Raw genomic sequence first — 14,836 nt, forward strand, 5'->3', positions numbered from 1 at the left:
AGGCAGACCATGAACACTCAATTGTTGTCCCGGGCCATTCTGCTCGGCGTGTTTACCCTGGCGAGCGGCCATGCATTGGCCAAGGCTGACGCCAAAGATATCGCCCGTCTGGGCCAGGACCTGACCCCGGTCGGCGCCGAAAAAGCCGGCAATGCCGCCGGTACCATTCCGGCCTGGACCGGCGGCATCACCCAGCCGCCTGCGGGCTATAGCGCCGAGAAGGGCTATATCGATCCGTTCAAGGACGAGAAGCCGCTGTACACCATTACCGCCAGCAACGCCGGCCAATACGCCGACCAGTTGACTGCCGGCGCCAAGGCCATGCTGGCCAAGTTCCCGACCTACAAAATGCTGGTGTACCCGACGCACCGCACCGCCGCATTGCCGGCGGCCGAGTACGAGCAAATTCGCAAGGAAGCCGGCACGGTCGAGCTCGCCGACGGCGGCAACGGCTTGCTCAATTACCAGCAAACCAGCGTGCCGTTCCCGGTTCCGGCCAATGGCATCGAGGTGATCTACAACCACATCACCCGCTACCGCACTTCGGGCCTGAAAACCTTCCCGACCGAAATCGTTGTGCAGGCCAACGGTAACTTCAACCCGGTGCACCGCGAGAACTCGTTGGTGATGGCCTGGGCCATGGGCAATCCCGAGCCGAACCGCCTGTATTACTACATGGCGAAAATCACCGCTCCGGAAAGCGTCGCCGGCAGCATCACCCTGATGCACGAGCCGATTGACCAAGCCAAAGAAGGCCGCCTGGCCTGGACGTATAACCCAGGGCAACGCCGCGTACTGCGCGCGCCGGAAATCGCTTATGACTCGCCAAACTCGATGAGCGACGGCCTGCGCACCATCGACCAGACCGACATGTATAACGGTGCGCCGAACAAGTACGACTGGAAGCTGCTCGGCAAGAAAGAAATGTTGGTGCCCTACAGCACCTACAAGCTGGCCGACAGCAGCCTCAAATACAGCGACATCCTGCGCCCCAACCATTTCAACCAGGACCTGCTGCGTTACGAGCTGCACCGTGTGTGGGTGGTGGAGGCCACGCTGAAACCGGGTGAGCGGCATATCTACGCCAAGCGTGTGTTCTACGTCGACGAAGACAGCTGGAGCATTCTGGCGGCCGACCTGTACGACGGCCGTGGCGAGTTGTGGCGTGTGCATGAAGCACATCAGGTGCAGCGCTATGACGTGCTCTCGGCGTTCCATATCAGCGAAGCGGTGTACGACCTGCAAGCCGGCCGTTACCTGGCCTACGGCCTGGAAAACGAAGAGAAACATGCGGTGTTCAACCTCAAGGCTGATCTCAAGGATTACAGCCCGGCCGCCCTGCGTCGCAGCGGTCACTAAGGCATTCGAACGAACACGTTACTCCGTGTGATTTTGGAGTGGGGCGCGTAAGCGAACCACTCCTTTTTTTCTATCGTTGTTGCCGCGCGTGCGGCTTTATTGCGCTACAGAGACACCCCCTATGACGTTAATCGCTCGCTCTTTCTGCGCGTTGCTTGGCGCTGGTTTCAGCGTCGCTTGCCTGGCTGCCGTCCCCCTGACCGATCGCCTGGACCGCCCGTCAAAAAGCAGTGTGATGGCCACCCGCTCGCCGCTTACGGCTGTGCAGCCGGTGGCCGGTCGCTTGGTGATGGTCGGCGAAAGCGGGCATGTGCTGGTACGCCAGGCCGATGGCAGCGTGCTGCAGGCGCAGGTGCCGGTCGACTTGCTGCTCACTGCCGTGCATTTCCCCGATGTGCAGCACGGCTGGGTGGTCGGGCATGACGGCGTGGTGCTGCACAGCGACGACGGCGGCAGCACCTGGCATAAGCAGTTCGAAGGCAAAACCATCGCCGCGCTGATGCTGACCGCTGCCCAGGAGCAGTTGGAGCAGGCACAGGCCGCCAGTGATGCGGCGCCCGCTGATCAGGCTCTGAGCTCGGCATTGGATAACGCCAGCTTTGCCGTGGATGACGCCCAGGCCGGCGTTGACCAAGGCGGCTCGCGCCCGCTGCTGGATGTGTGGTTTCGCACCGCGTCCGAAGGGTGGGCCGTGGGTGCGTATGGCATGTTCGTGCACACCACCGATGGCGGCGCCAATTGGCAGTACATCGCCACATTGAATAACCCCGAGCGCCTGCACCTGAATGCCATTGTCGGCTTGCCCGGCGGTGAGCTGTTGGTGGCCGGCGAAGGCGGGCGGGTGTATCGCTCGCTGGACAACGGCCAGCACTGGTCTGAAGCAACCCAGCTAAGCAAAGCCTCGCTCTACAAACTCCTGCCGCTGGCCGATGGTCGCGTGTTGGCGCTGGGCTTTGGCGGCAGTCTGTTCAGCACCGCCGACCACGGCTCCAGCTGGCAAAGCCTGACCGTGCCGACCCAGGCCAGCCTGTATGGCGGCCAGCAGCTGGCCGACGGCAGTGTATGGCTGGTCGGACAGGGCGGGGCGCTGTTGCGCAGCCGCGATGGCGTGCAGTTTTCGGTGTTGCCTTCACCGGTCAAGGCGCCCTGGATGGGCGTGGCTGAAGGCGCAGATAAACAGTTGGTGTTGATTGGTAGCGGCGGGATGCAGGTCGTACCGATGGCGACATTGAGTGGGGCCGCGCAATGAACTCGCAGATGAATATTCCACCCGTGCCGGCCGCTGCCAGTTCGTTCCAACGCTTGGTAACTGCGGTTGAGCGCGTGCTGTTTGGCCGCCGCGTACGGGTGTTGGGCGCGTTTTTACTGGTCTCGTTGTTACTCGGTTTTGAAGCGCTGTCGCTGCGCCCGGATGCCAGCTTTAGCCGCATGATTCCCAGCGACCACCCCTTTATCAGCAACTACCTCAAATACGAGGACGAGTTGCGCCCGCAGAGCAACGTGCTGCGCGTGGTGGTGCAAAGCCCGGATGGCGATATTTTCAGCGGCCCGTTTCTGGAAACCCTGCGCCAGGTAAACGACAAGATTTTCTACGTGCCGGGCGTGGACCGCGGCAACCTCAAGTCGCTGTGGACACCCAATGCGCTGTGGTCGGAAGTGACCACCGAAGGGCTGCGCGCTGGCCGGGTGATTCCCGACACCTACGATGGCAGCGCCGCCTCTCTGGCCCAGGTGCGCCAGAACGTGCAGCGCGCCAATATGATCGGCAGCTTTGTCGCCAACGACTTCAAGTCGGCGGTGATCCGCGTGCCGTTGCTGGACAACGACCCGAAAACCGGCAAGCCGTTGGACTACGGCTTGGTGACCAAGGCCCTGCAGGAACAAGTGCGTGATGCCTTTGCCGCCCAGGGCGTGCAGATTCGCATCATCGGTTTTGCGCAAATCATCGGCGACCTGCTGGGCGCGGCGGTGGACATCGCGCTGTTCTTTGCGGTGACCGTGGTGCTGATTACCGCGCTGCTGTTCTGGTATTGCCGCTGCTGGCGCAGCACGGCGGTGACGGTGTTTACCTGCCTGCTCACCGTGGTGTGTCAGCTCGGCTTGCTTAGCCTGTTGGGCTATGGCCTGGACCCGTACTCGATTCTGGTGCCGTTCCTGATCTTTGCCATCGGCATCAGCCATGCGGTGCAAAACATCAACCTGATGATGAGCGAGATGGGCAAAGGCGCGAATTCGCTGGACGCCTCGCGGCAAACCTTCCGCGCGTTGTTCATTCCTGGCTCCACCGCATTACTGGCGGACGCCGTGGGCTTTATCACCTTGCTGGTGATCAATATCGGCGTGATTCAGCAGTTGGCGATTGCTGCCAGTATCGGTGTGTTTGTGGCGGTGTTTACCAAGATGTTTCTGCTGCCGGTACTGATGTCGTACGTGGGCATCAGCGCTGGCGGCATGCGCAAGCAGCAGCGTCGCCTGACTTATACGTGGCCGATTTTCAGCCGGGTGAAACGTGTAGTTGAGCCGAAATTCGCCGTGCCGTTGCTGGTCGCCAGCCTGGTGTTGCTGGGCTACGGCTACCACGCCCGGCAAGACTTGAAGATCGGTGACCTGGACCAAGGCGCCCCGGAGTTTCGTGCCACGGCGCGCTACAACCAGGACAACACCTACCTGCTGCAGCACTACACCACCAGCACCGATGTTTACGTACTGATGTTCAAGACTGCGCCCGAGCAATGCTCGCGCTTTGCCGCCGCCGACCTCGCCAACCAGCTGGAGCAGACCTTGCGCCAGGTGCCAGGCGTGGAGTCGGTGCAGTCGCTGTACCGCACCATGCGGTTCAATATCGTGGCGCGCAACGAAGGTAACCCGAAGTGGGCCGAGTTCTCCCGTGACCAATACGTGATGAGCAATGCGCGGCAGAGCGTTTCGTCTGAACTGGTCAACGCCGATTGCAGCATGGCGCCGATCACCCTGTACCTCACCGACCACAAGGCTGAAACCCTTAGCCGGGTAGTGGCGGCCGTAGATGGGTTCGCGCAGCTGTACAACACCGATTCGGCGCAGGTGCTGCAAGCGGCCGGCAATGCCGGCATTGAAGCGGCCACCAATATCGTGATCAAGCAGTCGGAAAAGCTGATGCTGATTCTGGTGTTCGCCATTATCAGCGCCGTGGTGTTGTGGGAATTCCGCTCCGTGAGAGTGACGGTGGCGATCATGGCGCCGCTGTACCTCTCCACCGTGTTGTGTGAAGCGGTGATGGCCAAGATGGGCCTGGGCGTGAAGATTTCCACGTTGCCGGTAATCGCCCTGGGCGTGGGCATTGGCGTGGACTACGGCATTTACCTGTACAGCCGCATCGAAGGCTATATGCAGCAGGGGTTGGAGTATCCGGCGGCGTTTTTCGAGGCGCTGAAAACCACCGGCACATCTGTGGCGTTCACTGGCATGACGCTCGCGCTGGGCGTGTCGACCTGGTTCTTCTCGGCACTCAAATTCCAGGCGGATATGGGCATGCTGCTGGTGTTGCTGTTCCTCTGGAATATGGTCGGCGCGCTGGTGCTGATGCCGGCGTTCGCGTCGTTGCTGCTGGGGCGGCGGCGGGCAGCCGTGGCTTCTTGATTTAACCAACTGACAAGAGCCCATGCCGGCGCGAAACGGAGAGCACAGATGGTTATGTGGTTAGTGCCAGGCATGCGCCTGCTCAATGGTGTGCGGTTGCGTGGCAAATTCGCCTTGATCAGCCTGTTCATCGTCTTGCCGGTGGTGTTCGCCAACTACCTGTTGGTGACGCAGCGCCTGAAGGAGCAGGCCGGCATTGCTGTCGAGTTGCAAGGTTTGGCGCCGTTGGAGGGCGTGCTGACGGTACTGAGCCGTCTGCAGGCGCTGCATGATTTCAATTTGGCGCAAAAGAACCTGCGGCTCTCCACCGACGGCCAGGTGAGCATCGAGCCGCTGGTACAGCAGGCACAAGGCGCTTTGCAGGCCCTGGCGGCTACTTGGCCGGAGCCCACCAGCGCGGCGCGTTTCGCCCAGTTGCGCGACGAACTCAGTAGTAGCGTGCAAGGGCTGGCAGCGCTGCCCTACACCGAGCGCCAGAACCGTATTCGGCAGGCAATGGACCGTGCGCCGGAGTTACTTGAGCTGGTAGCCAGCGGTACAGGTCTGAGCCAAAACCGCTCCGCGCGTGTGCGCCAATCCATAACCTTGCTCAGTCGTTATAGCGTCAAAATCCGCGAGCTGACCGGGCAGGTTCGTGCAATAGGTGCGCAGGCTTTGAGCCTGGGGCGCTTGCAAGGCGTATTGAGCGGTCAGTTGGATGGCGCGAGTGTGGAGCTCGATGGCGTGGCTGACGAGCTGAATACCCTGCTGACCCGCGCCGATCTGCCGAAGGACCTGGCGCAAAGCGTTCGCGACGGCGGGCAAGGTATGCGGGCCATCAAGCAACTGGTCGATGAGCGCATTCTCTCCGCCGACACACTAAACACGCCCTGGCAGCAGTATTTTGATGAGGTGTCCGCTCAGGTGCCGGTGGTGCTGGGCTTTGAGCAGGCGACGCTGGCGGCCGTGCGTCAGCAGCTACAGGCTAGCCAGGCCCATGCGCGACGAGCGACCTTGCTGCAAGCAGTGCCCATGGCGGTGATGGTGCTGCTTATTGTGTACCTGTACATCGCGTTTTATGCGGCCATGCGCGGGTCGCTCAATGGCTTGGCCCAGGCATTGGAGCGCTTGGCGGCCGGGGACCTGCGCGGCGGCTATCAGGGTGGCAGCCGCGATGAGTTCGGTGAGCTGGGTACAGTGTTGAGTGCCAGCGTGCAGCGGATTCGCGAGTTGATTGCAGCGGTGCACGGAGCTGTCGCGCAGGTTGAGGGCCAGGCTAGCCAAGTGCAAATCGGCGCCTCGCAAAGCACGGACGCAATGGCGGCCCAGCGGCGCATGGTCGAACAGATTGCCTCCGCCATGGAGCAACTGGGTGTTACCGCGCAGAACGTTGCCCATAATGCGCTGAGTACCGCCGACAGCGCCCAGCACGCCAGCGCCGCGACGGCGCAAGGGCGTGAGCTGGTGCAGGCGCAGGCCGGTGGTATCCACCAGTTGGCAGCAGGAATTGAAGCAGCAGTGCAGTCGATTCAGCGCCTAGCGCAATCCAGCAACACCATTGGCCAGGTGCTGGAAGTGATCAAGGGCATTGCCGAGCAAACCAATCTACTGGCGCTGAATGCGGCCATCGAAGCGGCAAGGGCCGGCGAGCAGGGGCGCGGCTTTGCCGTGGTCGCGGATGAGGTGCGCGGCCTGGCCCGACGTACCCAGCTTTCCACCGGCGAGATCGAGCAGATGATCAGCCAGCTGCAATCGGGCGTGGCGGCGGCGGTGATAGCGATGGAGGTCAGCCAGGCATGGCGACCGGTAGCGTGGCGCAGTCGGTACAGGTGCAGCGAGACCTGGAACGCATCCTCAGGAGCATTGCGGCCATCGCCGAGCAGAGCCAGTCGATCTCGACCAGTGCGGAAGAACAGACGGCTGTGGTTGCCGACATCAAGCGCCACGTCGGGCAAATCGGCGAGGCCGCTACTCGCACCCTGGGCAGCGCCCATCAGGCCAGGACGCCAGTCAAGGGCTCGGCCATTTGGTGGCCCGGCTCAACGGGTTGATCGGCGCCTTTCACCTCTAATAACTGTTGAATGGAGTCGCGTAATGGCTGCACGGACTGTGCTATTGGGGTTGTATGTGGGTGTGCTCGGGTTGCCGTTGTGCGCGCTGGCCGCGCCACCTTCGGGGGTGTTGCATCACTGGGTATGTGAAGCGGCGGTGGAAGCCATGCTGCAGAGCGAGCCGGTGGCCACGGCCGCCTTGCGTCAGGCGCTACCCGAGTTGGAAGCGCGGCAAAAGGTTGCGGTAACCACGGTGTTGGCCGTGCTTCCGTCGATGCGTGAACGCGAGCAGCCGTTGAGTGCCAAGGCGTTGGAAACTCTTAGTACAACGCTGACCAATAGCCTGGCGGCGTTGCAGAACGTGCCCGACACCCAGGTGACCCGCCAACCGTTGGCCGACTTGCCCGAGCGCCTAGATTTCGCCCTACTGCTATATGTGTCCCATAGTCAGATCGGCATGCTGCGCCCGGCCAGAGAGCGGCAGGGCAGTTACCTGAGCGAAGACCTGGTGCAGCTGGCCACGGAGATTGACCGGGATATGGCGGCGAACCTGTTACCGGATAACGCCAGTCAGGAACAGCTGCAGGCAGTGGCCGATGTTCGCCAGCGCTGGGGATATATCGCCAAGCAGTTGCTCGACTATCGCCGCCAAGCCACCGCACCTTTGACGGCAGCGGTACAGATACGGCGCATGGGAGACGAATTGCGGCAACTGCGCGGCGACGTTGAGCGGGGAAATGCCACTACACCGCGCAATTCGTTGGAGCGACTTTAGCCTTGATGCTTTTAATCTGGTAACACCCCGGTGTACTTCGCCCGTGGTCGCAGTAGCGGTTGCTGCTGGTATTGCTCGCAGGCATGGGCGATCCAGCCGATCACCCGGCCAACGCCAGCCAGCGCCACGCCTTCCAGGTTGAATTTGCGCCCGACAAAACTCAGTAGCAGCAAAAACGCAGCCGATTGCTCGGTGAGCTCCTGGGCGACTTCAGCGGCTTTTAGCAGCTTGTTGAACTCGGCATCCCCGGCAAATACTTCGCTCATGGTGGCAAACAGGCTTTGTGCACGCGGGTCGGCCACGGCATGCATGTTCGATTCAAAGCCCGGAATCGCCTCGCCTTGGCGGTAGCGCTGTAGCACCGGCGCGGTGGGGTCTTTGGCTTGACAGATTTCGTCGAGCAAGCGGCTGACGGTTTCGCCACGGCCGTAGTTCAGGCGTCGGCCACGGCTGGAGGCGAGGCCGGTGATGGCGGCGTAATAGGGCGTTACCCCAGCGTTGGCGGCCACGCGGACGGTGTAGGTGGTGGGGTCCAGCTCATGATCAATGGACAGGATCAGCGTACGGCGAATCAGGTCTTCAAACGCGGCGTCCACCCCCAAGCTCTGAGTAATGAGTTGATGCAGCGGTTGCGTGGAGGGCGCGTCTGCGCCGACGACCAGTGCCGCCACCCAGCGCACCACATCCACGCCGGTACGGGCATAGCCCTCTGGCGAGAGGTCATGGGCGCGCGGGTTTTCATGTTCGATCAAGGGGAAGAGGGCGATGGCCTTTTCCGAGGAGCTCATGCCGTCGAAGGCTTTGAGCAGCGCATTGGCCGCTTTCGGGCGCTTGGGCAGCACGCTTTTGTCGAAAACGCCGGGCGCTTGCCACATCAGCTCGGCGACCTCTTCTACGCTGTGGTGCGCGGCCAGCTCGGTCACGTCCTGGCCGCGGTAGTACAGGCCTTTATCGGTAAGCAAGGTAATCGCGCTGCTGGTGGCGACGCCTTGCAGTGGCTCGCTGCCAGGCGCATCGGCTTTGTGTTTGCTCAGGCGCTCGATATCGGCTGCCCAGTAGCGCCGGCTACGGGTGCCTTCCACCTTGATGGACCGCAGGTTCTTGCGGCTGACGTAGGCATACAGCGTTGGCAGGCTGACACCTAGCAGGCTCGCGGCTTCGTCTGCCGAGAGATAGAGGTCTTGTTCGTTCGCATCCATCGAGCACTCTCAGGTTGATGATTTTTGTACAGATTTACACCCGGTTTTGGCTTGTATATCTTGCCGTCAACAACGACAACAATACATGTGTTGATCAACATGTGGCAATGCTTGGAGGCACGACGGTGGAAGTTCGAGTATTAGCGCCCAGTGGCGTAATTGGGGCCGGGTTCAAGGCCAGTTCATTGGCCCGCGGCGTGGCGCTGAAACCCCATGTGATTGCCTGCGATGCCGGCTCCACCGACTCCGGCCCGGCCGCGTTGGGCAGCGGTAAGGCCAAGCTCTCGCGGGATGCCTGCAAGCGGGACCTGCGCCTGCTGCTGTTGGCCCGCGCTGAGCTCAATGTGCCGCTGATTATTGGCTCCTGCGGCACCAGCGGGCGCGATGCTGGTGTGGACTGGATGGCGGATATCGCCCTGGAAATCGCCGACGAGGACGGCCTGAACTTCAAGCTGGCCCTGATCTACGCCGATCAACCCGCGGAGTACCTCAAGCAACGGTTGCAAGAAGGCCGTATTCAGCCGCTGCAACCCGCGCCGGAATTCAATGAACAGGTGATCGACACCAGCCATATCGTCGGCATGATGGGCACCGAGCCCTTATCCGAAGCACTGAATGGCGGCGCCCAGGTGATTCTCGCCGGCCGCGCCAGCGACTCGGCGTTGTATGCCGTGGTACCCGAGCGTATGGGCGCGCACCGCGGCCTGATCTGGCACGCGGCCAAAACCATCGAGTGTGGTGCGGCGTGCTGCGTTACCCCGGCTGCCGATGGCTTGATGGCGTATATCCGTGACGACCACTTTGAAATCGAACCGCTGGACCTTGAAGCCCGCGTAACGCCATTGTCAGTGGCCGCGCATACGCTGTACGAAAACTCCAACCCGTTCCTGCTCACCGAGCCGTCGGGCGTGGTGGATACCGAGCATGCGGTGTACACCGCCACCAGCGACCGTTCGGTAAAGGTCAGCGGCTCGGCGTTTCACCCGGCCGAGGTCTACACCATCAAGTTGGAAGGCTCGCAGTTGGTGGGCTTTCAAACCGTGGTGGTCGGCGGCATCCGCGACCCGAAAGTATTTATGGCCCTGGACAAATTGCTGCCCAAAGCCGCCTTGTATTTCCAGGCGCGCATTGCGGAATTGTTCGGCAGCCAGCTGAGCCCGGCCGACTACGACATCAACTTCCGCATCTATGGCCGTGGCACGGTGATGGGTGAGTTGGAAGTGGACACCACCACTATTCCCACCGAAGTCGGCGTGCTGATCACCATCACCGCTCCCACCCAGGACTTCGCCAGCAAGATCGCCAAGATGGTCAGCCATGTGAGTGCCCACTTGCCAGTGCCGGGCTACGAGGGGCTGATCAGCACCATCGCCTATCCGTTCTCGCCGCCGGAAATGGAACGCGGGCCGACCTATCGCTTCAGCGTTAACCATGTGGTGCAGCCCAGCGATCCGCTGGAGATGTTCCGCACCAAGTACATTGAGGTTTGAGCCATGACCACCATTGCCCAACTGTGCAGCCTGATTCGTTCGAAAAACGCCGGTCCGTTTGTGCTGACTTTCGACTTGATGTTCACCGACCAGGCCAACTACGAGCGCGTGCGCCGTACCCAGCCGATTACCAAGGCGCTGCTGGCGGACATCTACAAGCAAAAAGAAGAAGACATCACCCTGGTTTACCACGACCAGGCGCGCGCCATTAAAGCCTCGTTCCCGCGCCCGGTATTTCAAGGCGAATTGCGGGACAGCGACTGCTACGGTGGCCAGCAATATGTCCCGCTGATGTCCATCCCGGTGCCTGAGTAGTCGGTTCGGCCGATTCACCCAATAACAAGGATAAGAAAATGAGTGCTGCTTTGGGTCCTGTGGACAGCGTGTTGCCGAACGTGCACAGCGCGGAAATGATCGCCGCGCGCCTCGACCGGTTGCCGGCCAGTAAAAGCCTGTGGCGCTTTGTGATGCTGCTGGCACTCGGCGGTTTCTTTGAAACCTTCGAGATGTTCTCCACCTCGTTCGTGATTCCCGGCATGGTGCGCAGCGGCGTACTGGTCGCCACCACCGAGGGCTTTTTCGCCCTCAATGGTGCCGCCGCCTATATCGCCGCCACCTTTATCGGTTTGTTCATCGGCACGCTGGGCTTCGGCATGATTGCCGACAAGTTCGGCCGTCGCGCGGTGTTCACCTTTGCGTTGCTTGGCTACGCCTCGTGCTCGCTGATCATGGCCTGCCAGACCGACCCGCTGTGGTTGAATTTCTGGCGACTGATGACGGCCATTGGCTTGGGCATCGAGGTGATTGCGATTGATGCGTACCTGAGCGAGTTGGTGCCGCCGACGCTGCGGGGCCGGGCGTTTGCGATCAATCGGATCATGTCCTACCTGGCTGTGCCCGCCTGTGGCATCACCTCGTTTATCTTTGTGCCGCACGAGCCGTTGGGTATCGACGGATGGCGCTGGGTGATCGCCATTGGTGCGGTGGGCTCGATTGTAGTGTGGGTGTTGCGCCGCAAGCTGCCGGAAAGCCCGCGCTGGCTGGCCGACAAAGGCCGCCTGGCTGAAGCGGATGCCGAAGTCAGCCGCATGGAGCAGGCCGTGGAAAAAGAAACCGGCCAACCGTTGCCCGCTGCGGTGCCATCGGTGGCGGAACTGGTTGAGCACAAAAGCCGTTTCAGCGAAATGTGGGGCCTGCGCTACCGCAATCGCACCATCATGCTGGTGATTTTCCATGTGTTTCAGGCCATGGGCATCTACGGCTTCCTGAACTGGGTGCCGACCTTCCTGATTGAGCAGGGCGTAACGGTCAGCAAGAGCCTGGCGTATTCGGTAGCGATGGGCCTCAGTGCGCCATTGGGGCCGATCCTGGCGATGTTCTTTGCCGACCGCGTAGAGCGTAAGTGGCAGATCGTGTTTGGTGCGGTGCTGATTGGTGTGGCCGGTGTAGCGTTTGCCGAGTTCCGAGTGCCCGCACTGGTGATCGCCTGCGGTGCCTTGCTGACCATGGGTACGACTATCCTTTCAGTGGGCTATCACGCCTATCAGTCCGAGCTGTACCCAACGCGTATTCGCGGCATGGCGGTGGGGTTTGTGTACTCCACCGGACGCCTGGGCGGTAGCGTCAGCGGCTTTATGATCGCGTTCGCCATGGGCCATTTTGGCGTGCAGGCGGCGTTGCTGTCGGTGGCGGCGTGCATGGCCATCTGCGCTACGTCTGTGGCCTTGCTAGGGCCATTGACCGGTGGCCGTACCCTTGAAGAAATCAACGACTGAGCCACGCCATGCCTAACAACAAGAACGACGCGTTGAACATTGCCCATGACTTTTTCTATGTCGGCGGCGAGTACGTAGGGCCGGCCGGCCGCGAGGTGATGAGCGGGCAGATGTATGTTGAGGTGCTGCGGCCAGCCGAAGTGACCCGGCCTTATCCGCTGGTGTTCGTGCACGGTACTGCGCAAACCGCCACCAACTGGCTGAAAACCCCGGACGGTCGTCCGGGTTGGGCGTACGTATTTGTCGAGTTGGGTTACGAGGTGTACCTGGTCGACCAACCCGCGCGGGGCCGTTCCGCCTGGCATGCCCAGGTGGATGGCGAGCTGACAGTCGCGCCGGTGGTGGTGGTCGAGCGCCTGTTTACCGCCACCCAGCAAAGCGAATGGCCTCAGGCGAAAAAACACACCCAGTGGCCGGGGACAGGGTGCAAAGGCGATCCGGTGTTCGATGCGTTCTACGCCGGGCATGTGCCTTATCTGGCCGACACCGCGAAAAGCCAACGGCTGTTCCAGGCCGCCGGGGCTGCGCTGCTGGACAAGATTGGCGCGGCCATCCTGGTCACCCACTCGCAGGCTGGGCCGTTTGGCTGGTTGCTGGCCGATGTTCGCCCGTCGTTGGTCAAGGCGGTGGTGTCGTTGGAACCGCAAGGGCCGGCAGTGGTGAATATGTCCATGCAGCAGGCGCTCAAGGGCGAAAGCCAGACGCTGGACGACAGCCAGCGCCGTCGCTGGGGCATCGCGGATATCCCGCTGACCTTTGCACCAGCGCTGCAGGAGGACGAGCAGTTGGCACTCGTCCAGGTGCCGACTACCCGTGCCGATCGCTTGCCGGCCTGGCAGCAGCAGGAACCGGCGCGGCAGCTGGTCAACCTGACCTCGATCCCGTTTCTGATCGTTACCGGTGAGGCGTCGTTTCACGCGGTCTACGACCACTCCACCAGCGCCTTCTTGCAGCAGGCCGGGGTGCGCGTCACCCATTGGTACCTGGAAAACTTCGGCATCACCGGCAACGGCCATATGTTGATGGTGGAGAAAAACAGCCGCGACATCGCCGAGTTGCTGCATCGCTGGATCGCCGCCATCTGAGTCGTTGAAGCGCGCCGCCATCGCCGGATGGCGGCGTTTGGGCTTGTCTGCACGGAACCCCCAGCGATGCTGAACGCCGAATCTGAAGTCCCGGGCGGCCGGTCGTTGCTATGGCTGGTGGCCGGCGGTTTTTTCATGCTGAGCCTCGATGCCACGGTGGTCACCACCGCACTGCCCGCCATGGCTCGCAGCCTCGGCGAAAGCCCGTTGCGAATGCAGTCGGTGATCGTCGCCTACGTTATGACCATGGCCCTCTTAATACCTGCTTCCGGCTGGCTGGCAGATCGCTTCGGCACCCGCCGCGTGTATATCACCGCCATCGGTTTATTCACCCTGGGCTCGCTGTGTTGTGGTCTGGCACAGTCTCTGGAACAACTGATCGCCTCGCGAATCCTGCAAGGGCTAGGCAGTGCACTGATGCTGCCGGTCGGACGCTTGGCCGTGATTCGTGCGTTCAGCGGCAGTCGGCTATTGCCGGCCATCAGTTTTGTCAGCATTCCCAGTCTGATCGGGCCGTTGATGGGGCCTGCTCTGGGCGGCTGGTTAGTGGAGGTCGCCACCTGGCAATGGATTTTCCTGATCAATGTTCCGGCGGGCGTTATCGGGATATCGGCGGCCTGCCGGTATATGCCCGGACTGCCGTTGACCGGCCTCAGCCGTTTCGATTACGCCGGTTACGCGTTGCTCGCCAGCGGGATACTGAGCATTACGTTGGCGTTGGATGGTGTGGCCAGTTTTGATTTCGGCTGGGGCATAACATCGACGTTGGCTATGTTGGGTTTGGCCGCTATCTGGGGTTTCTGGCGCCATGCCATGCGCCACCGCGAGCCTTTATTTGCTCCCAGCCTGTTTACTGTTTCCAGCTTTCGTATCGGCTTGTGGGGCAACTTTGTTGCACGTCTGGGGTGTTCGTCGACGCCATTTTTGCTGCCGCTGTTTTTCCAGGTCGGCCAGGGATACTCACCGCTGCACACCGGGCTACTGATGCTGCCCATTGCATTGAGTGGCATCGCTGTGAAGTCCATAGCCCACCGCCTGGTAAGTCGTTTTGGCTACCGTAGAGTACTGTTCGCAAACACCCTGCTAATAGGTGCCACGATTGCCAGCTTTGCCATTGGCCCGCTGCCACGAGACATCTGGCTCCAACTGCTCGCGCTGAGCCTGTTTGGCGCATTCAATTCGTTGCAACTCATGGCAATGAGCACGTTGACCTTGAAAGACCTTAGCCCGCAGCAAACCAGTGCCGGCAACGCCGTGCTGACCATGGTGCAAATGCTGGCAATGGGGTTGGGAGTGTCCTGCGCTAGCGGGTTGGTGGTGGTGTTCAACCACCTGTTGGGGCAAGCGGATGTCACCCAAACAGCGTTTCAGGCGGCTTTTATCTGTATGGGTGCGTTAACGCTGTTTTCAGCGGCGATTTTCCGAAAGTTAAGCTGAGAAAATATACCCATGGAGCACCGAGCCCAGAAGTTCGGTGCTCTCTATCTTCTCGGTGGGGCTGACAC

General features: G+C 61.4%; 9 protein-coding genes and 1 pseudogene. 9 read left to right on the top strand and 1 reads right to left on the bottom strand.

What is annotated here, in order from left to right:
• The first annotated feature begins 9 nt into the window (after positions 1–9).
• From AC0V2S_RS23835 to AC0V2S_RS23850, 4 genes and pseudogenes are all read left to right on the top strand, one after another.
• Entirely contained in the window at positions 10–1,359 is a 1,350-nt protein-coding gene (locus tag AC0V2S_RS23835; protein ID WP_475511876.1) for a DUF1329 domain-containing protein, read from the top strand.
• A gap of 121 nt (positions 1,360–1,480) precedes the next feature.
• Positions 1,481–2,608 carry a WD40/YVTN/BNR-like repeat-containing protein gene (locus AC0V2S_RS23840; protein WP_475511877.1) on the top strand — a complete coding sequence of 376 codons (1,128 nt, stop codon included), beginning with the start codon at positions 1,481–1,483 and terminating at the stop codon, positions 2,606–2,608.
• Between the two features lie 8 nt (positions 2,609–2,616).
• Complete coding sequence (locus AC0V2S_RS23845) at positions 2,617–4,977, top strand: efflux RND transporter permease subunit (RefSeq protein ID WP_475511878.1); 2,361 nt, start codon at positions 2,617–2,619, stop codon at positions 4,975–4,977.
• 1,536 nt (positions 4,978–6,513) lie between these two features.
• Positions 6,514–6,748: pseudogene (locus AC0V2S_RS23850) on the top strand (methyl-accepting chemotaxis protein); the annotation flags it as partial.
• A 1,045-nt stretch (positions 6,749–7,793) separates the two neighbouring features.
• Here AC0V2S_RS23850 and AC0V2S_RS23855 read toward each other — a convergent pair.
• Positions 7,794–8,981 (bottom strand): citrate/2-methylcitrate synthase, encoded by a 1,188-nt coding sequence (locus AC0V2S_RS23855; protein ID WP_475511879.1) that lies wholly within the window; start codon positions 8,979–8,981, stop codon positions 7,794–7,796.
• A 125-nt stretch (positions 8,982–9,106) separates the two neighbouring features.
• On the opposite strand from AC0V2S_RS23855, the gene AC0V2S_RS23860 reads away from it, so the two are divergent.
• The 5 genes from AC0V2S_RS23860 to mdtD all read left to right on the top strand — a co-directional run bounded on the left by AC0V2S_RS23860 (position 9,107) and on the right by mdtD (position 14,768).
• A complete protein-coding gene (locus tag AC0V2S_RS23860) occupies positions 9,107–10,471 on the top strand; it encodes an acyclic terpene utilization AtuA family protein (protein WP_475511880.1) in 1,365 nt (454 codons plus the stop codon).
• 3 nt (positions 10,472–10,474) lie between these two features.
• Complete coding sequence (locus tag AC0V2S_RS23865; protein WP_475511881.1) at positions 10,475–10,786, top strand: DUF4387 domain-containing protein; 312 nt, start codon at positions 10,475–10,477, stop codon at positions 10,784–10,786.
• Positions 10,787–10,824: 38 nt separating this feature from the next.
• Positions 10,825–12,246 carry an MFS transporter gene (locus AC0V2S_RS23870; RefSeq protein ID WP_475511882.1) on the top strand — a complete coding sequence of 474 codons (1,422 nt, stop codon included), beginning with the start codon at positions 10,825–10,827 and terminating at the stop codon, positions 12,244–12,246.
• Positions 12,247–12,254: 8 nt separating this feature from the next.
• Positions 12,255–13,331 carry an alpha/beta hydrolase gene (locus AC0V2S_RS23875; protein WP_475511883.1) on the top strand — a complete coding sequence of 359 codons (1,077 nt, stop codon included), beginning with the start codon at positions 12,255–12,257 and terminating at the stop codon, positions 13,329–13,331.
• A 66-nt stretch (positions 13,332–13,397) separates the two neighbouring features.
• A complete protein-coding gene (gene mdtD, locus AC0V2S_RS23880) occupies positions 13,398–14,768 on the top strand; it encodes a multidrug transporter subunit MdtD (protein WP_475511884.1) in 1,371 nt (456 codons plus the stop codon).
• The last annotated feature ends 68 nt before the right edge of the window (positions 14,769–14,836 follow it).

The sequence above is a fragment of the Pseudomonas sp. CC11G genome (assembly GCF_056174845.1).

Bases quoted from the DNA above. Each gene is read 5' to 3' on its own strand.
- AC0V2S_RS23835 (WP_475511876.1), top strand. From the start codon at position 10: ATGAACACTCAATTGTTGTCCCGGGCCATTCTGCTCGGCGTGTTTACC.
- AC0V2S_RS23840 (WP_475511877.1), top strand. From the start codon at position 1,481: ATGACGTTAATCGCTCGCTCTTTCTGCGCGTTGCTTGGCGCTGGTTTC.
- AC0V2S_RS23845 (WP_475511878.1), top strand. From the start codon at position 2,617: ATGAATATTCCACCCGTGCCGGCCGCTGCCAGTTCGTTCCAACGCTTG.
- AC0V2S_RS23855 (WP_475511879.1), bottom strand. From the start codon at position 8,981: ATGGATGCGAACGAACAAGACCTCTATCTCTCGGCAGACGAAGCCGCG.
- AC0V2S_RS23865 (WP_475511881.1), top strand. From the start codon at position 10,475: ATGACCACCATTGCCCAACTGTGCAGCCTGATTCGTTCGAAAAACGCC.
- AC0V2S_RS23870 (WP_475511882.1), top strand. From the start codon at position 10,825: ATGAGTGCTGCTTTGGGTCCTGTGGACAGCGTGTTGCCGAACGTGCAC.
- AC0V2S_RS23875 (WP_475511883.1), top strand. From the start codon at position 12,255: ATGCCTAACAACAAGAACGACGCGTTGAACATTGCCCATGACTTTTTC.
- mdtD (WP_475511884.1), top strand. From the start codon at position 13,398: ATGCTGAACGCCGAATCTGAAGTCCCGGGCGGCCGGTCGTTGCTATGG.